Annotated in this window: 15 protein-coding genes; 8 read left to right on the top strand and 7 right to left on the bottom strand. The window is 53.2% G+C overall.

Features of this window, described 5'->3' with window-relative positions:
- Positions 1 to 136: 136 nt before the first annotated feature.
- The 4 genes from IEN85_RS11260 (at position 137) to IEN85_RS11245 (ending at position 8,598) form a co-directional block, all read left to right on the top strand.
- Entirely contained in the window at positions 137 to 2,860 is a 2,724-nt protein-coding gene (locus tag IEN85_RS11260) for a glycoside hydrolase family 78 protein (RefSeq protein WP_191617187.1), read from the top strand.
- 164 nt (positions 2,861 to 3,024) lie between these two features.
- On the top strand, positions 3,025 to 3,561 hold the full coding sequence (locus IEN85_RS11255; RefSeq protein ID WP_191617186.1) for an RNA polymerase sigma factor: 537 nt from the start codon (positions 3,025 to 3,027) through the stop codon (positions 3,559 to 3,561).
- 1 nt (position 3,562) lies between these two features.
- Positions 3,563 to 4,609, top strand: coding sequence for a FecR family protein (locus IEN85_RS11250; RefSeq protein WP_191617185.1), 1,047 nt, complete (start codon positions 3,563 to 3,565; stop codon positions 4,607 to 4,609).
- A 659-nt stretch (positions 4,610 to 5,268) separates the two neighbouring features.
- The gene (locus tag IEN85_RS11245; RefSeq protein ID WP_191617184.1) at positions 5,269 to 8,598 is read left to right on the top strand and encodes a TonB-dependent receptor plug domain-containing protein; all 3,330 of its coding nucleotides are present in this window, start codon (positions 5,269 to 5,271) and stop codon (positions 8,596 to 8,598) included.
- Positions 8,599 to 8,717: 119 nt separating this feature from the next.
- On the opposite strand, the gene IEN85_RS11240 is transcribed toward IEN85_RS11245, so the two are convergent.
- The 3 genes from IEN85_RS11240 to IEN85_RS11230 all read right to left on the bottom strand — a co-directional run bounded on the left by IEN85_RS11240 (position 8,718) and on the right by IEN85_RS11230 (position 11,748).
- A complete protein-coding gene (locus IEN85_RS11240; RefSeq protein ID WP_224772573.1) occupies positions 8,718 to 9,740 on the bottom strand; it encodes a heparin lyase I family protein in 1,023 nt (340 codons plus the stop codon).
- Between the two features lie 218 nt (positions 9,741 to 9,958).
- On the bottom strand, positions 9,959 to 10,600 hold the full coding sequence (locus IEN85_RS11235; protein WP_191617183.1) for an RpiB/LacA/LacB family sugar-phosphate isomerase: 642 nt from the start codon (positions 10,598 to 10,600) through the stop codon (positions 9,959 to 9,961).
- A gap of 170 nt (positions 10,601 to 10,770) precedes the next feature.
- The gene (locus IEN85_RS11230) at positions 10,771 to 11,748 is read right to left on the bottom strand and encodes a glycoside hydrolase family protein (protein WP_191617182.1); all 978 of its coding nucleotides are present in this window, start codon (positions 11,746 to 11,748) and stop codon (positions 10,771 to 10,773) included.
- A gap of 220 nt (positions 11,749 to 11,968) precedes the next feature.
- Between IEN85_RS11230 and IEN85_RS11225 the strand changes: the two genes are divergently transcribed.
- Positions 11,969 to 13,288: a BNR-4 repeat-containing protein gene (locus IEN85_RS11225; RefSeq protein WP_191617181.1), complete on the top strand. Its 1,320-nt coding sequence runs from the start codon at positions 11,969 to 11,971 to the stop codon at positions 13,286 to 13,288.
- 18 nt (positions 13,289 to 13,306) lie between these two features.
- Positions 13,307 to 14,122: a DUF1961 family protein gene (locus IEN85_RS11220; protein WP_191617180.1), complete on the top strand. Its 816-nt coding sequence runs from the start codon at positions 13,307 to 13,309 to the stop codon at positions 14,120 to 14,122.
- Positions 14,123 to 14,298: 176 nt separating this feature from the next.
- On the opposite strand, the gene IEN85_RS11215 is transcribed toward IEN85_RS11220, so the two are convergent.
- The 4 genes from IEN85_RS11215 to IEN85_RS11200 all read right to left on the bottom strand — a co-directional run bounded on the left by IEN85_RS11215 (position 14,299) and on the right by IEN85_RS11200 (position 21,915).
- Positions 14,299 to 15,819 (bottom strand): sulfatase, encoded by a 1,521-nt coding sequence (locus IEN85_RS11215; protein WP_191617179.1) that lies wholly within the window; start codon positions 15,817 to 15,819, stop codon positions 14,299 to 14,301.
- 833 nt (positions 15,820 to 16,652) lie between these two features.
- Positions 16,653 to 18,572 (bottom strand): glycoside hydrolase family protein, encoded by a 1,920-nt coding sequence (locus tag IEN85_RS11210; protein ID WP_191617178.1) that lies wholly within the window; start codon positions 18,570 to 18,572, stop codon positions 16,653 to 16,655.
- Between the two features lie 291 nt (positions 18,573 to 18,863).
- On the bottom strand, positions 18,864 to 19,916 hold the full coding sequence (locus IEN85_RS11205) for a LacI family DNA-binding transcriptional regulator (RefSeq protein ID WP_191617177.1): 1,053 nt from the start codon (positions 19,914 to 19,916) through the stop codon (positions 18,864 to 18,866).
- Positions 19,917 to 20,082: 166 nt separating this feature from the next.
- On the bottom strand, positions 20,083 to 21,915 hold the full coding sequence (locus tag IEN85_RS11200; RefSeq protein WP_191617176.1) for a DUF5060 domain-containing protein: 1,833 nt from the start codon (positions 21,913 to 21,915) through the stop codon (positions 20,083 to 20,085).
- A gap of 328 nt (positions 21,916 to 22,243) precedes the next feature.
- On the opposite strand from IEN85_RS11200, the gene IEN85_RS11195 reads away from it, so the two are divergent.
- Both IEN85_RS11195 and IEN85_RS11190 read left to right on the top strand, forming a co-directional pair.
- Complete coding sequence (locus IEN85_RS11195; protein WP_191617175.1) at positions 22,244 to 23,698, top strand: sulfatase; 1,455 nt, start codon at positions 22,244 to 22,246, stop codon at positions 23,696 to 23,698.
- Positions 23,699 to 23,943: 245 nt separating this feature from the next.
- Positions 23,944 to 25,065: a glycoside hydrolase family 88 protein gene (locus IEN85_RS11190; RefSeq protein ID WP_191617174.1), complete on the top strand. Its 1,122-nt coding sequence runs from the start codon at positions 23,944 to 23,946 to the stop codon at positions 25,063 to 25,065.
- Positions 25,066 to 25,363 lie beyond the last annotated feature (298 nt).

Raw genomic sequence — 25,363 nt, 5'->3', positions numbered from 1 at the left:
GCTCAACCAACGCTACCTGCCTTATAAGGCAGGTTTCAGAGCCAAGATTCTTCGTGCCTTTTCGTGGCAAAAAACCTCAGCGTTCTCCCCGCCCTCAAGCGAACGAAGAGAGCGAGCGGTTAAACAATATTACAGAATGAAAAAGCTAACAACCCTCGTGACCTTCGCAGCCTCCATAGTCGCCCCCGCCATCGCCGCTCCGCCAGCTCCTTCCGAGCTCGAGCTCTCCGAGGGCTTCAGCAACCCTTTCGGTTTCTACAACGCCAGCCCAAGTTTCTCTTGGCAGCTGCCCGCCTCAGCCGACAGCGCGTCGCAAACCGCCTACCAGATCGCCGTCGCGAGCTCGCCCGAGCTGCTTCCCGACCAAGCCGATCTCTGGAACACCGGCAAGACCGACAGTGCCCAATCCCTCTACATCCCCTACGCCGGCGCCGAGCTTAGCTCCCGAGACGTCGCCTACTGGTCCGTTCGCTACTGGAGCCAAAAGGGCGAAGCCTCCCCCTGGAGCCAAATCCAAACCTTCGAACTCGGCCTCCTCTCCAACGACGACTGGCAGGCCAAATGGATTAGCTTCCCGGAGCACGGCAAAGGCCAGCGGACCGAATACGATACGCCTCTCTACCGCCCCGTTCATTTCCGCAAAGACTTCTCGGCCAAGGTCGAGGTCGCCAAGGCCCGCCTCTACATAACCGCCAAAGGCCTCTTCGAAGCCCACATAAACGGTCAGCAAGTCGGCGAAGACCGCATGGCCCCAGGCTGGACGCCCTACCACACCCGCGTCGAGACCATCACCTACGACGTCACCAAAAATCTAACACAAGGCAAAAACACCATCGGGCTCATCCTTGCGGAAGGCTGGTACGCAGGCCGCTTCGGTCCCAAGCGCACCTGGGGCAACGAGCCGCCCCCAGAAATCATCGCCCAACTGGAAATCGAATACGCCGACGGCTCCTCCGACCTCGTCCTCACCGACTCCTCCTGGCTCACCACTATCGACGGCCCCATCCGCACCTCCGGCATCTACGACGGCGAAACCTACGACGCCAACCAAGAGATGCCCGGCTGGAATCAACCCGGCTTCGCTGCCAGCAACTGGACAACGCCCATCGAAGCCCTCATCGACTCCAAAATACAACTACAGCCGAAGCGCCACTTCACCACCCGCGACAAAATTGAGCTCACGCCCATCTCCATCTCAAAACCTGAGCCCGACACCATCGTCTTCGACATGGGGCAAAACATGGTCGGCGTGCCACGCATCGCCATCCCTATGAAAAAGGGCCAAACCCTCCGAACTCGAGTCGGCGAGGCCCTCAATCGCGACGGTACCCTCTACACTCGCAACCTAGGCTCCGCCAAGTCTATCAACCACTACACCGCCAATAAAGACGGTATCGCCGAGTGGCAACCGCAGTTTACCTTCCACGGCTTCCGCTATGTTGAGATAACTGGCTACGACACCGAAAATCCACCAGAATTCAACTGGGTCAAAGGCATCGTCCAGTACACCGACTTCGAAGACACCGGCCACTTTGAAACCTCTGACCTCAACATAAACCAACTACAAAGCAACATCGTCTGGGGACTCCGCGGCAACTTCCTGGATATCCCCACCGATTGCCCGCAGCGGGCCGAGCGGCTCGGTTGGACCGGCGACGCCCAAGTCTTCGCCCCAACCGCCTTCTACAACTCCGACCTGCACGCTTTCTGGACAGCATGGTTGCAAAGCATGTGCGAAGAGCAGTACGACGACGGCCAGATTCCGGTGGTCATCCCAAACGCTACCGGCAAGTTCACCGAAACCGGCTGGTCCGACGCCTGCACCATCATCCCTTGGGAAACGTATTGGAGAACCGGAGACAAAAAAGTACTCGAAGAAAACTACGACATGATGCTGCGCTGGCTCGACTACAGCGCCACCCACGTCACCGACGGTATCAGCACCCAACGCACAGTAGGCGACTGGTTGCAGCCCTACTCGCAACAGAAAGACAAACGCCGCGGCGACACTGACAACTCCCTCATCTCCACCGCCTTCTACGCCCGCTCCATCGAGCTCACCCAACGCACCGCCGCAGTCCTTGGCCACACCGAGAAGAGCGAAGAACTCAAAACCCTACACGCCCAAGTTGCCAAGGCCTTCCAAGAGAGATTTTTCGACGCCGAGGGTCGTCACACCGGAGATTTCCAAACTCAAACCGTCTACCTGCTCGCCCTCGCTTTCAACCTTCTCGATTCAGAGATCGCCAAAAAAGCCGCTGAACACCTAATAAGCAGCCTCGAGGCAGCGGAGGGCCATCTCCGTACCGGTTTTTTGGGCACAAATCTACTCGCACCCACCCTCGACAGAATCGGTCGCTCCGACCTCGCCTTCGACCTTCTCTTCAAGGAGACCTATCCTTCCTGGCTCTTCTCCGTCAGCCAAGGCGCCACCACCATCTGGGAACGCTGGGATGGCTATACCCATCTCCACGGCGTCAACAGAAGCCAAGGCTCTCTCAACCACTACGCCTACGGAGCCATCGGCGAATGGATGTACGAACGTATCGCCGGCATCTATCCTCTCGATCCCGGCTACAAGAAGATCCGCATTTCCCCCTTGGTAGGCGGACCTCTCACCTTTGCCCGAGGGAAATACGACTCGCCCTACGGAGTCATCGCATCGTATTGGGAAATCAACGACGAGGAACTCAGTCTTCAAGTTACGATCCCTTCCAACACCACCGCCGAAGTCACGCTTCCCGCTCCCTATACCAACTGTATTCGTCTCAACGGCCAAGTCATCGAGACATCCAATCACCCGATTCGCGTCGAGCCGGGGCAGTATCAATTCACCGCAAAGAAAGCTCTAAGCAAGTGACGACGAACAGCCTCCGAACGCACCATCGGAATTTCTTTTGGTGAGTTCATTCCGATTTTCAGTCTTGGCCAACAAGCGTTCCGATCGATGCTTCGCAAACTAACTTCTTCGACCGTTCGCACGTCTGATAAATTTCCAATTTTAAAGTCCATCGTAGCAAATCCATGGCATTGTCCGATCAAAACGACTGGTTCGAAGAGGAAATCGAACCCCACGAGCCTTCGCTGAGAGCGTGGCTGCGCAGTCGTTTCGGCTTCGACTCTGCCATTGATGATATCGTTCAGGAATCCTACATCCGTATCCTAAAGTACAAAGGGCGGACCGAAGTCACCTCTCCCAAAGCCTACCTTTTCCGAACGGCCCACAACGTCGCGGTCGACTACCTGAAGGACCTTAAAAAGCGACAAGCGGAACCACTGGATGAAGGATCAAACATCGTCCATCTAGAGGATTGGGATAACGCAAAAGACATTCTTCAACATCGAAACGAGGTGGAGCTCCTCCGCTCCGCAATCGATTCCCTCCCCGAACGCTGCCGGGAAATATTTGTAATGCGACGCGTTCATGGCTTGGCCAGCGCCGAAATTGCTGCCAGGCTAAAAATCTCTACCCACACCGTTTCCTCACAGCTCACCATCGGTCTAAAAAAATGCACGGAATACGTCCAGCGCGCGACCGGAAACAAGCTCGAATTGCGTTGAAATGAAAGAGCAAAGACAAAGTGAAGAGACGATCGCTGAACAAGCGGCTGAGTGGGCTTGGAGGATCGATGACGGCTTGAGCCCGCAGCAGGAAGAGGAGTTCATGGACTGGCTGGAATCCCACGAAGCAGCGCCTGACCTGCTCGCTCAAAGCCAGAAAACGTGGAAACGCTTCGAAATTCTCGACCCGAAACACTTCGATCTCGCAGAACCGGGAAACACGAAACAGGGCGACGGCAACTCCTCCGCCTTTTCCCTCAAGCGTTGGGCGCTGTTCGCCAGCGCTGCGGCCGCATTCGCTATTCTCGGAATCCTCGGGTTGTTCCTAACTCAACTCGAATCTGAAATCGCTGCGCAAGCGCAAACCTTCCGCTACGCTGAGGATGACTTTTACGAGCTCGAGGATGGTTCGACAATAGACCTCAACGAAGGAGCCGAAGTCGTATGCAAATACTCCGAGGATCGTCGCGAATTCTGGATAAAATCAGGCGAGGCCTATTTTTCGGTCGCCAAAGACCCAAGCCGCCCCTTCGACGTCTACGCTGGCGAGACAAAGTTGCGAGCAATCGGGACTCAGTTTAACGTCAAGTTCGAAGGTCCTTCCGTCGAAATCCTTGTTACTGAGGGGATCGTTGCCCTGTCACTACTTAAAGATGCTTCTTTTTCGAATCGTAGTCCCTTGTCCGATACAAAACCGACTCCCAAAAATCTAATCCAAAATCAGAAAGCTGTCGTGCATCGAAGCGATAACGTCAATAATGGATACGTGATCAAAGAGGTAGGACAAAAAGAGATATCTGAAATACTCCTTTGGAAACCAGTAACCTTTACCTTCGATTCGACCCCGCTCTCGGAGGTCGTGAAATCCTTCAATCGTCACAACGAAGATCAGCTCATCATCGTCGATAGCCAAATCGAATCTCTGAAGATCGTAGCCACGTTCAGATCCAACAAGCTGGAAGGATTTATAAACCTGCTGCAAGCTACCTCAAACATCGCGGCAGAACGCGAAGGAAACAAGATTCTCCTTTCGAGCAGAAACGACTGAGCACGCGCTCCACTCCAGGTCTGTCCCCGAGTAAAACATACCTCCGAAATCGCCATCTAGGAGCGTGTGAACTTGTGTGTGCCCAGCTATCTAGAGCATTTTACGCAGCGAATTTCGACCACCGCGCAAACGTATATAAAAAGAGAATACGCGGCCCCAAAAAATTGATTTATTTCACATTTCGTTTAGTGAGTTCCGGGTAAATCAGAGTCTACCGCGTGAACCACCAACCTGCCCCCCCTTCCACCCCATTTTCTCGGATGAATGGCCTGATGCCTTTCTTTGTCCGGATACTTTTCGGGGTGGTTGGATTAGTGGCCGCTACACCTACGCACTCCTCAGACTATCAAAACGGTAAACACTCCTTTTCGGTACCTGCAGGAAAAGCAATTCAGACCCTCAAGAAAGCCGCCGAGCAATGCGAAATCGACATGCTGTACAGTCCCGACGTTGTCAAAAACGTCGTAACCTCGTCGGTCCATGGCCATTTCACCATCGAGGAGGCTTTCGAAACGATGCTGAAGGATACCGGATTGAAACTGTATACAGACTCCAATTCCGGCACCTATGCGATCACTGTCAGGCAAGTTGGTAAAAATGCTAATCGTAGTCGAAAAGAAACTACAACCATTAGAACTAACAAACACCAGAACTCTGATATGCCCCCATTAACAAGTGAGACCTTAGGTCAACAAAACCAGAAACGGCCGTTCTTGCGCAAAGCGTTCGCCGCCCTTTCCGCTGCTGGCATCTTTGCCACCGCATCCGGACAAGACAGCGATGCGAACGAGGATGAGAACGTATTCGAACTCTCGCCTTTTACAGTCGAGGCTTCGAGCAACGAAGGCTATCGAGCCTCCTCCACGCTCGCTGGCACTCGACTGAACACGAAGCTCAAAGATGTCGCCTCGTCGATCAGCGTCGTAACAAAGGACTTCCTCGATGACACGCAATCCACCGATCTAAAGCAGTTGCTCGTACACACAGCGAGCACCGAAGTCGCCGGACCGATGGGTAACTTCTCCGACGACGCCGGTCGAAACAACGAACGCGAATTCACTGAGCGCCCCATCGAGATCAACGCGACCACGCGCGTGAGAGGCTTAGCCGGAGCAACCATAACCCGTGATTACTTCGAGAGCCTTATTCCCATGGACAGCTACAATACGGACAGCGTCACCGTAAACCGAGGAGCGAATTCGATCCTCTTCGGAGTCGGAAGTCCCGCAGGCATTATCAATACTGGTTTAATCAGCCCCATTTTCGAAGACCGCGATAGCGTGAGCCTTAGCTATGGCTCATACGGTTCGCTGCGCAGCAGCCTCGATGTAAGCCGGCTCATCAACGAAAAGCTCGCCGTCCGGTTCGCTGCCCTGTATGAGGATACCAAATACCAGCAAAAACCGGCCTTCGAGCGTGATGAACGCATCTTCGCGACCCTAGCCTACCGCCCCACCGAAGATCTGACGTTCAAGCTGAACGTAGAAAGCGGGGAGATCGATGCCAACCAGCCTCGCCAATTCGCTCCGGTTGACAGCTTGACCATGTGGTGGGATCCCTTGGCCCACCCTGAGGGCTTAGTGAAGCCCGTTCACGACGCGATTGCGACTCCAGCGCTCAGTCCCTACGGTGCCTATTTCGGCCCATTGGGTCCGATCGTAGGCTCACCGGTCGTTTGGTCGGTTGCTGGTTCCGGCGAGGTGGACGCCAGTCGCAACCCTAGCAATGCGGAGGCCTTCTTGATATTCAGGCATCCAAATTTCACACCGAGCGATTCGAGCGATAGAGAGCTCAGAGCGTTCGCAACGCTTCGAGGCACTGGACAGAATCAACGCTACTACAACAACGGACAAAACGAAGCGATCGCCAATCAGTTCGCAAATCGTGCCGTAACCGACGAATCTATCCTGGACTTCCGGAACAATCTGCTAGATGGAGACAACAAGGGGTCGAGCATGGACTTCGATTCCATCAGCTTGACCGCGGAACAACTCTTCTTGGACAAGCAAGCGGGTATCGAATTCGCTTTCGACTCGCAGTCGGTGGACCTGGCGAGCCACTCCCTCTTCGGAGGAGCGCGCTCCTACAATTTGCAGATCGACGTGAATACGGTACTCCCCGATGGGAACCCAAACCCCAACTTTGGTCGCCCCATGATCTCCTGGGCCGGCGGAGACTGGGATGAAGCGACCACTGAAAGCGATACTTACCGAGCGACCGGCTTCTTTAACCTGAAGGCCACTGATAAGTTCGAAGGGCTTCTCGGAAAAATCATTGGCGACCACACCGTTACAGCACTCTTCGAGAAACGGGAGGAAAAGAATGAGTCGCTAGGAGGTCTGCAGTACGCATGGGGCGATGACTACGTTGAGTTCAATCGCAAACCCGATGGTGGGCTTACCCTGGGCGGGATTGGCAATGTTGGAAATAGAACCTTCCGCTCCCTCGGGGGAATCGTTTACCTCGGAGACTCGCTGAAGGACGCTGCTAGTCCCTCGAACGCCGACTTAATCGAGCGCTTGCCTTTACTAAACGTTGGTAATTCCCGCAGCATGCGAACTTACAGCTACAACGACGATGCTTGGGTAACGAGGGAATTTGGCGTTATCCAAAATCCAATTACAAACGCAGGCCTGAACCGTTTGGAACGGACATCGAAAGCCATCATCTTCAACAGCCGTTTCCTCGATGACCACTTGGTTGCCACCTACGGCTGGAGAGACGATGAAGTAAAATCATTCGCTTTGGACGGAGTGCCCCGTGGAGCCGATGGAGCGGTATTGCTGGACGATCCATCCTTTGTAGCAAGCCCAAGCGGAGACCCCTATCAGGACACGACTTTCTCTTGGGGAGTCGTAGCCCACATGCCGCAGTCTATCGTGGAAAATCTCGGCCCGATCAATCGACTCAGTCTTCACTACGCGGAAGCGGAAAACCGAGTCGCAAGCAATCGAGTCAGACACGATTTCTTCGACAGAGCTCTCAGCGCGCCGCTCGGCGAAACTAAAGAGTACGGGGTCTCAGTCGCTCTATTCGATGACAACATCTCGATCCGGGCGAACGTCTATGAAACCGTACAGTCGCTTAGAAGCGATAGCTCTCTTAATGGTTTGACTGGCATCATCGGTCAGGAAGTCCGCTTCATCAACCAAATCGAAGAGGTGATCGCGGTGAATCCAGGAAACCAAGCCGATATCGAGTTGCTGCGCAATTACCCGGATTTTCCTCAAGTCATCAAAGACGGATGGAACATCACTACGGACACCAACGGATTGCTACAATTTGATGCTCCAGACAATCTGTCGGTTACCAGCGACGGTGTATCTAAAGGCTTCGAGCTCGAGATGGTTGGCAACCTTACATCTAACTGGACGATCTCCATGAATGCTGCCAAACAGGAGGTAACACGCAATAACAGCGCCCCCGCAGTTACGGAATACCTCTACGGCGAGTTCAACCGGGCGGCAGTCTGGGAAGAGAGCGCGTTTGGAAGGTTCAAGTTCAATCCGTCAAACGAAACTACGATTGAAGATCAAATGGACACCTACATCTCGAGCTTGCAATTGGCCCAGCTTCAAGACGGTTCCACTTCGATCGACCAAGTACGCGAGTGGAGGTTTAATGTCTTCACCAACTACAGGTTCGCTGACGATAGCTCGCTCAAGGGGTGGACCGTCGGCGGCGGAGCACGTTGGCAAGATGATGTCGCCATCGGATTTCCGCAGATCTTCGATACGGAGCTCGGCGAATACAGGCCCGACGTGACGAGCCCCTACTTCGGACCGGATCAGCTGAAGATCGACGCCTTCGTCCGCTACAAACGCAAGCTCTTCGAAGATCGCGTCGATTGGACCCTCCAGTTGAACATCAACAACGCGCTCAACGAGGACGACCTGGTACCTGTAGTCGCAAACCCGGACGGCAGCTTCCCAGTGTACAGTATCCCTGCGGAAAGAACCTTCACGCTTCGCTCAACATTCGAGTTTTAGGACAAAAACTCCTAGGGATTTAAATAAAAACTGCCCGATGCTTCTCAAGCATCGGGCTTTTGTTTATAAACCGATACTACAAACAATGGCACCATTGGCAAAATCGCTCGAAGTGTCGCTTACCGGGAGAAAAATCCCGGTGCCACGTCGAAGTAGCCAACATCCTCGCCTTCAACCATTCTCACCTCATCGAGGTAAAGGATCATGTCTCCGTCTCGATACGCGCTCTGGCCGGTAATGTACCAACCAAACGAAGGATAAATCCCCTGCTGGTCGTTGTATCCAAATCGAATGTTCTCGCGACTGGTGATGAGTTCTCCATCGAACCATATTTTAAAAGAGCCTTTCTCTTCCAATGGGTTGGTATTGACCTTGATGACTACATCGAGCCAACGGTCCTGATAGTCCGACACGTTGGTAGGAACGACATAATCCACATCTCCCTCCCCAATTGTGCTGGTGCTCGACGCTGCACTGTCCCAGGAATAGCCAAACTTGAATCCATCCGCAACAAGGTTGATGGAGAGCGGCGGTATCCGGTTGGGCTCCCCGTTTTTATCTCGCGAGCCATGTATTTGGAAAAACAGGGCAGATTGGTCTCCAGTTATACGCGTTCCCTCGCTTGGAAAGTAGACGCTAAATCCATACCAAACGGTAGCTTTACTACTGCTCGCTTTATGGCCGTGGAACATCGCTTTGCGGTCCGTATTATCCAGCTTTAGCGGATCGCCATTCCATTGGCTCGGATTGCCGCTCTTCCAATGCAGCTTAGCGGCGTACTCGCCGAAACGCACTATCGACTTCTCGGCCGCAAACGAATGAGGCCCCTGCAACTGGGGGAACAGAAAATTCTGCGGCAAGGATTCGTCGAGCCCTGGTTTGTGTTCGCTTATGCTCAAAGTGGTGTTCTGAGCGTTCCAGCCACCACCTTCAAAGGATTCATAGATCACTGAATTTTTCCGCTCGACGGAATGACCCACTGCCGAATAGCGGCCCAGTTCATAGGACGTCTCGACGAGGATTTCGCTGTCCGCCTTTGGGCTGCATGCGGCCAGCACTAAAACGAGCGGAAGCCCAGCTGCGTTTTTATAACCTATCATATCGCGGAATCTCTGGTTAGGGGTAACAAAATTTGGATACAAGTATGGAAACGACTAGTAGGGTTGCAGCTCGCTGCAGACCGCGGAGGCCTGATCTCCATTTGCCCTTAGAGAAGGCTTATCTAAGATCCTGCAATGCCGTCTGTACCGGAGTCCACCCTTACATCCCATTCTGTTTCCACTTTTTCGATACGAAAAGACCCAGCCACTTTGCAGAAGCCAGGTCCTTGTTAAATGCGTAAAACGATGCTCTCAGAGCCCTACTCGCCGATGATGGCCTTGACGGCCTCCTTGATCTCATCGTTGGTAGCGTTGGCATAGAAGTACTCCTTGAACTTCGCTCCCCCAAGGGCGCCTTTCACGAGGTCCTGGTCGAGCTTTTGCAGGATCGTCACCAAATCCGTATGGGTGATCGCTTTCACATCGTTGAGGATACCGCGATTCTTGGCCATGATCGCCGCCCGCTCCTTCGGGTAACCGATACCCATTTCCTGACCGAAGAGCTTTTCGAAGATGTATTCGATGTTGAGCTCGCCCGCCCAACCAAAGCCTTTGGCGAACGGCATCGAGAGAGCGTTACCCGCATTGATCTGCGAAAACAAGAATGCGTCAACAGGGTCCTGAGCATGACCGCAAATCACCCCTGGGAAAGCGTTCAGGGCAACGAGGGCACCCTCGCCCGTACCGCAGCCGGTAACCACGAAATCGGCCGCTCCCGAGTTCAGCAACACAGCTGCCAGAATGCCGTTCTGAACGTAGGTCAGCTGCTCGCTATCTTCCGCGGTATACATCCCGTAGTTGAAAACCTCGTGTCCCATCGGCTCCACGACCTTCTTGAGCGCCGTTTCAACAACGCAGTTTTTGCCCGCTTGGCTGTTTTCGTTAATTAGTGCAATTTTCATTTTTACCTTTCTGGGTTTCGAACAAGTCCTAGATGGGACTCGTCACCTTAAGCAGTCGGGCTTCGGTCTACGGTTCAGGCTTAGGCAGTACAACAGTTTTTTGAAAATTTGCCCCCTTTGCCCGAGCAACGAGCTCCGCGAGATCGCTCGGCCGAACGAAACCGCCTAAGTCACTCCGATTTACCCGAATAAAAGACACCAATGACACGCGTGCCACCACCTTTAACTCCAGGGAAATCTCCACCCGGATTCCCGTCTACGTCCATCATGTTGCACGACATTACGTAGCGTCCAAGCTCGGGGACGTACAGTATGTCTGGATCTTGGATACGGTAGTTGTCCCAATCGTCGACCTCGTCCGAGCGGGGCGCGATCGCAACGCCCAAGTATTCAAACGACTCGTACAAGCTCTTAGATCGCCATGCCGTAACCTTATAAGGACTTCCCACCGACTCTCGGTCGCAAAAAATGTAATAGAAATCGCCGATCCTCTCAATAGTGGGATCCCCCACGCCGTAGGCGTGACCTCCATCAGGATTGGGATCGACCGCTTTAGGGTTAACCAGCTTCCAATCACCCAAGCCGGTCTCCGAGGTGAAATGAGCGAGACTCGTTCCGTCCGGACCGTGCGGGAAGTGTCCATGTTCGCCAAAGATGTGAAACAAACCATCCTCGTAGAAAACTCCAAGGTCATCGCACTGCTTTTTGGGAAAGCTTCCTGCCACTTTCCACTTGCCACTAGATTCCTCCAATTGTCCTGAATAAGTGAATACCTGACCGCTCTCGTAGATGTAATAAGTCCCACCCACCTTGATACCATCGTCGTACTCATAGTGATCGCCGATTTTGTAATTGTCGGATACTAGCTCCCAGTCTTCGCTGCTCCAGGAGAAGCTCTTAGTCCGCCAAAGGTAAGCCTTCTCGGGCGTATGACTGATGATCATGTAGTACGGGAACTCGCTCTCCGGTTCGTGGAAAAGGATGGAGTCATGGTTGTTGCCCATGCTGGTCACGAAAACGTTCGCATCCACTGGGCGATGCCAATCGAGCATGGGATCGCTGTCGCCAGAAGCGGTTTCGGCACGACCGGAAACAAAGGTCGCGCTAGCAAGTGCAATGATGATTACGGATAGCTCTATTCGATTCATGTTGTTGTCGAGAGGGTTGGGTGAAACGGCGATACCGCCGTTGTTCTCTCAAGAGTTCAGCCAATGCACAAGAAGCTCGATAAGTATCGATGACAGACTACTGGGATGGTGCAGAACGAATCAGCAACCTATCCGTTCAGCCTCAATAATACGAAGACGTATGCAAACTCGCTACCTCACCACAGCTTTGCTCCCCTGCTTGTGCTTTCTCCTTTCAGCAATGCCCCTTTCCGCGAAAGACGACAAGGTCGACTACTTCACCGACAACGGTTACGGCAATGCAGTGGGCCCGCCCGCCGGAGTGCACCACAACGGCGTCACCTATGTGGCCTACCAAGGTCCCGACGAGGACGCTTGGGTAGCATCCTACAATCACGAGACCGGCGAATGGGTAGGACCTCTGCTCGCTGGCGAGAGCGCCATGGAACAACGCGGCAATATCGACAACCATGGCAAGCCAGCCATGGTCATCGACGACGAAGGCTACATCCACATCTTCTACGGCGGCCACGGCGGAACTGCCGGGCTCGGCGAAAACAAGCTCGGCAACTACAACAACGGCGAGCAACGCCATGTCGTCAGCACGAAGCCATTCGACATCACGAGCTGGGAAATGCGGAAAAACATCTCCCCCTTCGGCACCTACAGCCAAGTCATCAAGATGGACAACGGCGACATCTACCTCTTCTTCCGCCATGGAGCACACCGAAGCAACTGGGTTTACCAGCGTTCCACCGACAACGGCCGCACCTTCGAGGACGTCGTTTCCATCGCCCTTTCTAAACGGCGCACCGACATCGCCGCGGTCGATTCCTGGTACCTCAAATTCCTCAAGGCGCCCGGCGACAAGATAGCGGCTCGCGTCTACTACCATATTTGCAATGACCCACCACACGTCGGTGAGCGTCAGAACGGCTACTACATGGTAATGAGCGCCGAGGACCAGCTCTGGCGCAATATCCACGGCGATGTCCTCGAGATGCCGCTCACCAAAGAATACGCCGATCAGCATGCCTTAGCCGTTAACACAGGCGAGAAGTGGGTGCACGGCGGCGACCTGGCTCTCGACTCCAAAGGCTATCCTCACTTCCTTCTCTATCTCGGCGACGAAAACGGTAAGCCCTGGGGCGGGCCAAAGCTCCTGCACCACTGCCGCTGGAACGGCGAGGAATGGCTGTTCCACGGCGGCGACGAAAAAACCCTTAGCAAACGCGGAAATCTCCACGTACCGTCTCCGGAAAACGTCAACGTGCTCATGACGGAAGGAACAAAGCTCCGGTGGTGGAACAGCAAAGACGGTGGCAAAACCCTCAACCCCGGAAAAACCTATTTCGAGGTCGAAGACGGAACCCTCATGATCTCCGACTTCATCGAAAACGCCCATCCCGATGCCCGTCTCTTGGTGGCTCGCAAAGTCGACAACTCCGATTTTCGCAGAGTTTACCTCGTAGGCGACAACGGAGCCATCCAGCGGAGCCGTTTCGAAGCGGAAATCCTGACCGAAGCGCAAAAGGCGCTGCCTCCGGTTAAAAACGACTAGCGGACATACAATTCCGAAATGAAGCTGAAACTCCCCCTGCTTGCTTCCCTGCTCTTTTCCCAACTGCCTGCCCAAGCGGAGAACCCCGGTGCCAACGCATTCTACGCGTCCTCCCAAGACTTGCCATGGAAGAAAGTCTTCCAATACTCAGGCACCGACGACTGGACAGAAGACTGGTTTCTAGACGGCCTCAAAGCCGACCTAAGACCCAGCGAAAAGGGTCTCATCTTCCAAGCAGGCCACGTCCGCGACGACCATGCCTCCCACGCCGTACTCTGGACCAAGCGCGAATTCCAAGGTGACATTCTCGTGCAATACGACTACACCAGATTGGATACTGTCAACTGGGCCGTGAACATCCTCTACCTGCACGCCCAAGGAAACGGTGAAGACATTTTCTCTCGAGACATCTACCAGTGGAGAGAGTATCGAGAAATTCCTTACATGCGGCACTACTTCGACAACATGAACTTGCTGCACATCAGCTACGCTGCCCTCGGGAACGATGACGACTCGTCAAGTGAGCAGTACATACATGCCCGTCGCTATCCCACCGGCCCCAACCGTACCTTCCCACAAACAGGCCTAGGCGAGCGGCAACCCGTGGGCGGGTTCATAATCCCAGGCGTCACTTACGAAATCACCGCGGTAAAGATAGGCGAACGACTTCTCTTCTCCGTGAAGCCCAAGGGTAAAGACGAAGAGAAACGTCGTAGTTTCATCTGGGATACGAGCGCATTAGATCCTGTCACCCAAGGACGTATCGGACTCCGCCATATGTGGACCCGCTCCGCCCGCTACGCGGATTTTCGCGTCTCCGAGCTAGGAGAATAGCATTCATTAAACACTGAGAACACGGAGGTATATTTCCAAATCCTCCGCGTTCTCTGCGACCTCTGCGGTTTAAAAGAGACGGAGGTGTCGCTAGCTGGCATCCGTGCCGCAGGATCTATCCTCTGCGGCCGGAGGCTAAAGTTTAGCGCTAAGCGCATGCGACATTCGACGCGTCACTAATCGACCGTTTCGCTGCCCCACCAAGTCGCGTCAGGACTCCAGTCGGGCTCTAGGATCTCCGCCGCTTGCTTTTCGCGCATCGGCAACATTACCTCGACCTTTCTGACCTGCTCCCTTGCAAAGGCTACTTCGTCAAAGTCTGGATTGAGGGTCGGGAACTCAGCCTCCACGTCCTCCAACCAATGGTCCAAGATACCACGAAGCTCACGGGCCTTTTCCGGATAGCGCTGGGCCAAATCTCTAGACTCCATCGGGTCATCGGGCAGGTAGAACAATTCGTCCGGGTCGCCCTCATGGTAACGGATGAGCTTCCACCCCTTCAGCTGCACCACCGAACTGGGATCGCCACCTTGGTTGCCGTAATGCGGATAATGCCAGAACAGCGGACGCTCGGGAATCCGCCCCCCACGCAGAGCGGGCACGATACTCGTGCCATCGACATGCTCCTCGGGTCTAGCCGGCAGCCCAGCCAACTCAAGAAGAGTCGGATAGACACCAGTACCAATCACTGGTGTATCCAAATTTACACTCGGTTGAATCTTTCCGGGCCATGAAACGATGAAAGGCACGCGCAGTCCGCCCTCCCACTGGTAGCCTTTGCCTCCTCGCAAGGGCAAGTTGGAGGTCGCCCAGTTATCTCCCGATGAGACGCCTCCGTGATCGGAGGTAAAAAGCACGATGGTATTCTCCGACTGACCCGCCGCTTCGAGCGCATCGAGCACGCGACCGACAGCTGCGTCCATGCCCTCGACCAATCCTCCGTAGATGGGATTGTCCTGCACCACGCGAATCGGCCTGCGACGCTCGACTTCCAAGCGACTCGCTGGCTGCGGCATGGACTTCGCCTTATTGCGGTACTTCTCCCAAAGCTCATGGGTCGTTTGGAGTGGAGCATGGACTGCATAGAAACAGAGCGTGGCAAAAAACGGTTTGTCTCCGCTGCTCAAAATAAAATTCGCCGTTTCGTCCGCTAATCGCAACGGCAGGTACTCGCCGGGGTCGCGGTCCTCCATTCGCGGGTTGTTGTGAGGAGAGAAAAATCCCCCTGGGGGAGAGCCTTTGTCGTGGCCTCCCACATTTATCTCATAACCGTGGTGCTCGGGCCAATCGGACTCGTCTTTCCCTAGGTGCCATTTTCCGGCGAAAAAAGTTGAATACCCCGCTTCCTTGAAAGCCTCCGCTACCGTGATGCGATCAGGGTCGAGCCGTTCGATGTACTCGGCTGGCAAGAGCTTGGTATTTCGCTTCCAATCCGTTCCCGCCTTGGCCCCGAACCAGTCGGTTGTTTTCATGCGGGCTGGATACTGCCCAGTCATAAGGCTTGCTCGCGAGGGACTGCAAACCTGACAGGAAGCGTATCCATTCATGAAGCGCACCCCGTCCGCTGCCAACTGGTCAATATTCGGCGTCTCGTAGAACTCGCTCCCCTGTACCGATAGGTCCTTCCAACCTAGATCATCGACCACGATCAGAAGCACATTCGGCTTCGCATTCCGAGGGGTGGCATGGAGGGGCATTAATAGCGAGAGGGTAGTAAAAGCCACTGAGGCGAGCAATCGGACAGAAGGGGTGTATAAATTGGTTCGCTTCATATAAATAATCTAGATAATAGGTAGAGAAAACGCCTCGCGGCTACGATTTGACCATGGTTAGCTTGGATTATTGCCATCGATCATCAACCGTAAACACTTTGGTAAGCAGCGAAACACCACCGTCTTCTCTTCGAATTTCTGCCAACGCACAAGAAGCATAATATGTATCGATGCCAAGCAACTGGGACGTGAAGGCGCGAGGTACTAGCGTTCTACTGACCCTCAATTATCGTTTACCTATCCAAAATCGCAATCTCACCAAGGCCTTGCAGGCGTGCTTGTGCACAATCATTTTCTTTACGTCTCTGCTCAGCAGAGCCAACCAAGACAACGACCTCACCGACAACGGTATACGGCAACGTAGTCGCCCCCACCCACTAGGGTGGCGGCGAAGGCATCGCCTATGTAGCCTAATGAGGTCCAGATGAGGACTCATGGGTTGGTTCCTTCAACTAGAAAAACGCTGGTTCGGACCGTACCCTCCTCGCCGGCGAAACCGCCCTGGTCCCACGCAGCAAAGACGACTAAAGCTAATCCTCATTCTCTCAAGAGCACGGGTGTACGGCTGAGTTCGAGGAAAAAAGCAAGAGTTCAAAGAAGAGGCGTTAAGGATCATGTGCACTTCGATTCGCCGTAAACGTTAAAAACGCAAATTGGAGACTTTGCTCCGCTAAGTCCTCAAACAAGCGGAGCAAGATCTCTCTTGAGGCGAAACTGAATTAAAGTTTGTGTATCAGCGTAGTAAACATGTGAGCAAGTTAGAATTTCCGTTTTTCCGAATCCGTTTCTTGAAGCTTTAACTCTTCAAGTATTGCCAAACCGAAAAATCCGGTTGAGTAGGCACACGTTGCATCGAAGAAAAAACGATACCCAACCATTGAGGCATTGGTCCGTCCGACTATACTGCCGATGGCTTCAGGGTCGGGTCCTAGGTATTGGTTATCCAAGCACCAAAGAAGCGCCTTGCGTGCAGACTGCAAATATTTGGTATCGTTTGTGGTTTGATAAGTGCGATACATTAATAGACTCCATAAGGGAGTTCCCTTGTCTGTAGGGATGGCGGATTTATCTCCTTCCGGGGCGTCGAATACGAAATTCCATGACCCATCAGGTTGTTGATTCTCAACCAATTGATTTGCGATTTTAATCGCATATTCCAGAAAAATCGTATCAGGGAACATCTCGTTCATCGCCAACATGCCCTCCATAGTCCATCCCGTTCCGCGAGTCATTTTCAAGGGTGGCAAGGCCTTACTTTTCCCTATCGACCAGTTTCGGTTCCATAATCCATTTTCGTTTTGGAACTTTGGCATATGCTTTTCCATATAGCGCTTGGCAACTTCTCTATAATTTTCGTCACCCGTTATATCATAAAAAACACTGTGCCCCTCTGGATCCCACCCTGTTTCATCTAAAATGCTGTCATTGAATTCATCAATGTCGTATAGATAGTTATGGGGAAGAATTTCATGTTGCTCGAGCAGCTTTCCCTTTTCGGTATTCCAAAAGTCAGCTGATTCTAAGTAAGCAGTGTCTCCAGTATTTTCATACAAAGGCGCTAAAGCCCATTTGAACATGATTCCTGAATCGGAGGTTCCTACCCATTTTTCGTATCCATCTGGCGACCGAAGCCAGATCACCAAAAACGACCCGCGGGATGGATGATTTTCTTCGCGGACCTGGTATCTCAAGTAGAGTTTACCCACTTCGTCCATCCTCTGGATTAGGCTAGCCGTGTCATATTTGGCGGCGATTTCAGGCAGTTTGATTGCATCAAGGACCAATTTCACAATGGGGGAACCACCCCACAGCCAATAGGATGAGCGGTGAAGTCTCGCTTCCATATCGTAAAAGGTGAAAAAGGATCCGTAGGTGGGACTGTCCGGGTTCAGGTTTTGTCGCCTCAAGCCATTGTCGATTACTGCTTCGAGCGACGCTATCAAACGCTTCTTCGACAAGCCAGCTCCCATTAACTGCTCGAGTTGCTTGTTCTGCCATTCTCTCTTTGGTGGCGTAATGTCTTTCCGAACCAGCTCGTATTGCCCTTCTTCCCCGTCAATAAATATACTGACAGATCCACTCCAGTCTTCAGAAAGCAAGTCTATCTCGTGTCTAAACTCTCTTAACAATACTGGATAAGTCTTACGAAGGTAAAACTTATCAATTTCAATTTGTTTTGAACTAACTCTTAGAGAATTTTCCCAATACTCCAATCTGCCTGATGGAATAACGATCTGTTTAGCAATCTCACAGCTATCATCATAGTATGGGCCGCCAAATGTGTAGTAGCCCGTTGGGTTGTCTTTAAAGACGCAAACACCTTCCATCCCCTGTTCAGGACGGATATCTACCACTGGGTACCAGGTGTCAAAATCAGTCTTTTCGTACATAGCCTTCCGACTTACATGATCAGGGTCGAACGGAGAGACTGTGGAAATACGACTTATTGAATCATTGCGTGAGCTTTCGATTCGTAGCTCAAACTGTCTTACGTTTTTGGGAATTAAGGCTTCAATATTAAGGATCTTTCCGCTGATATCTACTTTCAAAAATGTTTTTTCTGGATCTTGCCAGTCTAGCTTGGAATTCCCTTCTCTTGATGGGGGGACTGCGTGAGAGAAAATCACTGTCGTACTGAAAAGGGAGATAAGGAGGGCGGATAACATGATTCTTTTCATTTCGTTATTTAATTCAATAGGCTTAAAGTGCGGAAGTCGCATTCTTGTTTATTTTCGAATGCGCCTTAGTTCCAAGAATGGGCTATACTGCCGCTTCCCTGTACGACAGAGCCACCTCCTATTTGGTTTACTTGTAAACCTTTTGAACGAGTAAAGCCTCAGCACAGTTTTTTCACCCAATGAAAACGGGCCCGGAGGTCCCGCTCCCCACCCTCGTCGCCATCAAACGTAGGAGGTACGTCCTACGGGCGCGTTCAACTTCTTGAGATTTCTTATCTTGCTAATAGCACGCTACGCGAGATGGAAAACGGGACGCTTTCTCCCCTTACTCATCAAGCGAGTGGAGGATCCTTCCTGCCATTCTCCGGAGACGAGGATACGCCTCGTTTGCTGCGAGTAACCGCGTTCATTGCGGTTTATCTGCCCTACAATCGCATCAATCCCGGCCGCACCGATCGCCGTGTGGTCGTAGCAAATGCCGCTAAAGCTAGATTGCTCAGGCATTAGTTGCGGCCGTACGAAACCAATCTGCTTGGGTACGTTCCAACCACCTTCGAGCAACCAATCATACATTTTCGCCACGCCACCGATCACGACGTCCGCTCGGTGTTTATGGACCCACTGCAAAAACGTTTTCTTCGTCAATTGAGCTTCGATAAGGTGGGGAACCCTACGTTTTTCAGGAATCTGCAGTTGATAGTCGCTGACGGCAGACCGATTCGTATGCCGCTGGTGCTTGTCCTGCTGTTCCAATATGGCGAATCCGATGCGTTTATAGCCGAGACAGTGAATCTCGTTCAGCAGTCGCATCATCCCTTCCTGTCTATCACAGTCAACGGAGTGGAAGGCGCTTGGCACATTGCTTGAACCGATTGCGGCAACCGAAAATTTCTCCCAACTTAGATCCCAGTCTTTTCCTTCGTAGAAATTGCGATGCAGTAAAACGCCTAGGATACCACGGCTCATAAGAATTTGATCCATTCGTTTCTCGGAGATATCGTTTTTGTCGAGCAGCACCCGCTCGATCCCGTACCCCAAACGCTGGCATTGTTGAGCAGCCCCGAAATAGATGGCTTCAGGGAGAGTCATCACAGAGGGCGAGAGGTTTGGCGTTTCCCGTATCCGCTCATAACCCAGAAAAGCGATCTGAGCCTGCAGCTTTTTTTGTTTCGCCGAACGTATGTGGCTTCCGTATACAGAGAGATACGGATTCGGGACGTAGCCCAGTTCCTTAGCTGCCTCCTTCACCCTTACTTGAGTGCTCTCGCTGATCTTAGGATGGTTCCTTAAGGCAAGGGATACCGTCATGCGCGAAACCGCTGCCCGCTCCGCGATATCCGCCATCGTCACCTTATAGATTTTAGCCATAGATATTCAGTCGCATTCAAGAGTCCGAATGGGCCGCGATTCCGTCCTTGTTTCAAACATCTGAAAGGACTCCACACGAGGATAGACCGAAGCCTAGAAAGTGGAACCGCCCAACCGGGGCCTTCGTTTCATCTAGGCACGATCAGTCCACCCTCTGCACCACCACAATCCACTCGTTGTGGCCGGTCGGCGGCGTTCCGAAGTAGACCGGCTTGCCGCCCTTTACTTCCGTATTCTCCGTCGTCTGCAGCCCCCCTCCATTGATAGGATCGTACCACTTAACGGAATACGTACCCTCGACGTCGCTTAAGTCGAGGTCAACCGCTGCCGCGTGCTTGGTCCAAACGATGTAGGTGTTACCTCTATCTGCGAAACAATAGCCGTTGCGAATGAGTTCGTTCTGGGTCGTGAGCTTTGGCAGCTCGCGATTGATCTCGGGAATTTGGAAGAAATCGACTCCATGCTTGAGCACCTCCCAAACCGATTCCATGCGGCGGAAATCTTCGATCGTAATGTCAGTGTAGTCGCTCAACTGATACGCGACATAAACGCCCAGCCCCTCACCGCCAGCCATCATGACCTTCCAAAAACTTTCGCGAGCCATGTCGTCGTTTCCAGGAAGGATACGATTCGGCTCATCGATGGGAACAACCCATTTCTTGCCCGCTTCTCGCGATGCCGTTACGTACTTAAGCGTTTCCAGATGATAGTCTTCGTTAATCTGTAGGAAGGCCGCATCCATGTAGTCCTTGCCAAGCTGCGGGTCGTAGACGTCGTAACGCAGCTCGCGCTTCCCGCTGCAGTGGTGCCCTACTGGGTGATTATAGATGTTGATTGTCTGCAGGTAGGCCATCCACTCGCTCATTTCCGGGGGGCGCACGTCGTGCGGCTCTTCCCCTATATTCCAACGCCAGCTGAGGTGATACGAAAAGCGAGCAGCCATCTCGCGGAAGTAGAGCTTCGTTTCAAAACCAAGCTGATCCCCATTCAGCAATGCCGTGTTCTCGTTTTCCGTCAGGTAAGTGTCGTGGTTGATGCCCAGCCGATCCATGTGACTGAAAACAATGTCCCACTGGTCCAGCTTGGAGACGTCGTACACGTCTAGGTTCTTGTATTTGGTCCGCTTATACTTAAAATCGGGAGCCTTGCCTTCGTCATACTCGATGGGGTCGACCCATGGCCAAGTCGTGTCCGCGTCCCCGTTCAAGGTGATCAGTACGTTGTAGATCGTGTTGCAGCCTTTCTCGGCTAGGTAATTGAGGGCTCCGATGATTCCCTTGCCGCGCCCGTCTCCCCAAGTGGGATCGCCTTCCCGCCAGTCGTTGATGTGGGGAGCGTAATTGTGCAACCCATCCTCGCCTAAAGCATCGTCTGGCAGGTTGCTGCCACGATCGTAAGTGCCGTCGAATCCTGCATACCCTAGGAAATCTTCCGGACTTCCCGCTCCCGCTTTAACGAACCATTCGCCAGTTCCTTGATGCTGCAAGTAGTGCTCGCCGACATAACGCAACTGCCCTTTGGCAAAGAAGCCTTCCGCTTCCACTGAAGTGGGTAGCACCTCGAAGGTTCCGCTCTTACCATCGATCGGCTTGACTGCTTTTCCCGCTTTGGGGTCTGTGCTTATCGCGATGTCCGGGCCCTCCCGGAACGAAACCTTGTAGCTCCATTCTCCGGTAGCGTCCGGAGTGAACTTCACCCGCCACTTGTTTCCGGAATCCGCGCCGCTGTTCGCTGCATCCCCATCCGCCGCGAAATAGCCCGGAGCGGTAACCTGACGGTCTCCGTGACGAAAGCTTACGTCGATACGATAGTTGCGGAAGGTATGCGCGGTTTCCGAAGCCTCCGGGCCTTCAAAGGTAAGCACAACAGGTTCCCACAGATGGATCGCCACGTTTTCGCCAGCGTTGAGAGAGCTGGAAAAAACAAATACAAGGAGCGCGCAAAGAAGGGTCGAAACGATTGAACGAAGCGTCATGACAATAGCAGTTTAGGGGGGTGGGGCTGATGACGAGCGACAGCTCGGCCCAGATTTCAATGGTGAAACCGAACTCAAATCCAGTTTCCGTACCCCTCCAATGCAAAAACAACTCAAAGCTCCAAAAGGACAAAGCTGTATCCAAATCAACATGCGAAAGTTGAGCTTGGCACAGTAAGCGCCCCTCAAACCTGAAGCTTCTTAATTCAGATGAATGAGTTTTACTCGTTCTCCGCTAGCTGCGAAATTCGCCCATTCCCAAAGTCACCGTTGCCTCGCCCGAAGAATCATCAATCGGCAACAAGACCAGCTCCCCAACTGTGCTCCCATGAAACGTATCAGCATCCTACGCCTCATTCTTATTCTCTGCGGATTCGTCGCATTCATCAGCTCGTCACCCGCAGCTCCCCCAAAATCTCCCAACATACTCTTCATCGCAGTCGACGACCTGAACGACTGGGTCATTCCGTTTGGCGGGCATGAGCAAGCCATCACTCCCAACCTTCAAAGACTCGCCGAGCGCAGCACTCGCTTCACCAACGCCCACTGCCAGGCCCCGCTTTGCGGTCCCTCGCGAGCTTCTGTATTCACTGGGTTACTACCCTCCACTAGTGGCATCTACTTGCATGTGAAGGATAATGAAATCGTTCCCGAAAACGGAGCCCCGCAACGTCCTGAATTTCTCACCCACCTGCTCGCTCGCCATGGATACAAAACTTTAGGAGCCGGCAAACTGCTCCATCAGGGAGCTGGCGGAAACCTGCTTCAAGACTATGCAGGCTTCAAGGACTTCGGCCCTTATCCTGAGAAGCCCATGAACTACGACGCCGACAGAACATCCACTGATTGGGGAGCGTTTCCTGAGCGCAACGATCAAATGCCCGACCACGCCGTTGCCGACTATGCAATCGGAGCGCTTTCCCAAAATCACGATGCACCCTTTTTCCTTGGTGTAGGCATCAATCGACCCCACGTCCCTTGGCACGTGCCTCAAGAGTGGTTCGACAAGTTCGACCTCGATACCATCGAACTCCCACCCTACCTCGCAAGCGACTGGGACGACCTTCCGGAAATCAGTAAACTCATCCACGAAGCCCCGCCAACTCCATCTACGGAATGGATGATAGAAAACGGAAAATGGAAAGAGGTCGTGCAGGCCTATCTGGCGTGCGTGGCCTATGCGGACTACGAGATCGGGCGCGTGTTGGACGCCCTGGAGAAGAGCTCCTACGCAGAGAATACCATCGTCGTCCTCTGGTCAGATCACGGGTATCACCTTGGAGAAAAGAACATCGTAACCAAGATGACGCTCTGGGAAGAGTCTACCCGGGTCCCTCTTCTCATCTCCGGTCCTGGCATTCCCCAAAACGCGATTTGCCGTCGCCCCGTAGGGCTAATCGACCTCTACCCGACCTTGCTGAACTTAATCGGTATCGACATACCCGATACGCTTGACGGTCGCAGCCTGAAGCCGCTGCTCGACAACCCGCAGGCGGCGTGGGACCACCCCGTCATCACAATCTGGGGACGAAACAATGTCGCCGTGCGCGACGAGCGTTACCGCTACATCCGCTACGAGGACGGTTCCGAAGAGCTCTACGACCGCTCCCTCGACCCTAACGAGTTCGACAACGTCGCTGCAAATCCACAGCACACAGAGCTGAAGAATAGATTAGCGAAGCATATTCCACAAAATCAAAGCAAGGTCCTACCCATCAATTTCCACCAATGGAACCCCTATTGGATCGAAGTAGTGCGCAAGGCCCAAGGAGGAGGAAACTAGCCCACTCTGCAGGACCGGTGGATAAGGAGTGATCCTCCGTACCCAGACGTTCGCCTAGTAGGAGCTCCCCCCCCCACTCGTTCTTCCGCAAGAAAGTCATCCATACTGATTGATTCGTTCGCCGAAAGAGCGACCCCAACCCAGTTTTGGCGGTTTCCACCGAGGGGCCACCCCGAGCTCCCTAACTTCAATAAACTTCAGGTATGATAGCCGAAAATACCAATTCTCACCCCCATTTAGATCTCATGAGTAAAGACCATCCTGCTATAAACGCAGCCTTAGAACAGGCCCTGAAAATCGTTCGCCACAACGTCGAGCATTACTACGACCGCTTTCAGCACGTAAGCGAGAACGACGTTTATCCAAAGGAGGAAAACAAGGTTTGGACCATGGGATTTTATCCCGGCGAGCTCTACTTGGCCTACCTCAACACGAAAGACGAGTACTACCTATCTAAGCGTGAGCAGATCCTTGCGTCGTTCAAGTCTCGCTGCGAAAGCGGCCATATGGAGACCCACGACATCGGATTCCTGTACGAGATGACCGCCTACTACGACTACAAGGCTACTGGCGATGAGCAAAGTAAGGCGCTCTTCCTCGCCGCGGCGGACAAGCTGATGGCCCGTTACAACGAGAAAGGCGGCTTCATCCAAGCATGGGGACCGATGGACCCGCATGCCGACAAGACCCGTATCATCATCGACTGCATGATGAACCTGCCTCACCTCTACCTCGCGTCAGAGCTGACTGGGGATTCCAAATACAGAGAGGCTGCCATCTCGCACGCCAAAGTAAGCAGCAAGACCCTTATCCGCGACGACTTCTCAAGCTACCACACCTACTGGATGGACGTGCAAAGCGGGAAGCCCCTCCACGGAGCGACCCACCAAGGCCACAAAGACGAATCCACCTGGGCCCGCGGCCAAGCCTGGGCAGTCTACGGTTTCTACAAGAGCTACGTATTTACCCAAGACCCAAGCTTTCTCGAAATAGCAACCAAGTGCGCCGACGTCTACCTCGCCAACCTTCCAGAAAACGATATCAACTACTGGGACTTCGACTTCACCGACGAAACCCCAGACATACGCGACAGCTCCGCAACCGCAATCTTCGTCGCCGGACTGGTGCGCCTCGGCCGGGTACTGGAAGGAGAAAAGGCGACAACCTACCAGAAGGCATCAGGCGACCTCCTGACGATTCTCGCGCAACGCTATCAAAACACAGATGTGTACGAGGGCGCTGGAATTCTGCGAGAGGGTATGTACCATCGAGACCTCGGGACAGCATTCGTAAGCTGGGGAGATTACTACTACCTCGAGGCCCTCTATGCCTTCCTCGGTCTCCCCTCGTCGTCTGAGGAAATGTAAACCATTCGCAAAGAGCCGCTAGGGATGCTCCCTCTCGGCATTCCTAGCAGGTGATTCCGACACTGCTTCAGATGAGATACCCGCTTGCCAGCGATCGCTAACGATACGTTCATTGAAAACGCTTAGGGTGACATCATCAACAAGCTGACTCTCGTTTCCGCGGGACCGCCTAGGAATGCGAGGAGAATGCAGCCCTCGCTACGAGCACATAGCCCGTGCCCGTGCCGATACCGCGTTGAAGGATTTACGGCTCGGTAAACCTTAAACACCTACAGGGCCTGATACATCTATATCTCAC

The sequence above is a fragment of the Pelagicoccus enzymogenes genome (assembly GCF_014803405.1).
Taxonomy (GTDB): domain Bacteria; phylum Verrucomicrobiota; class Verrucomicrobiia; order Opitutales; family Opitutaceae; genus Pelagicoccus; species Pelagicoccus enzymogenes.
Note: the sequence above shows the minus strand (reverse complement) of the source record. Positions and strands in the feature narration are given on the sequence as shown.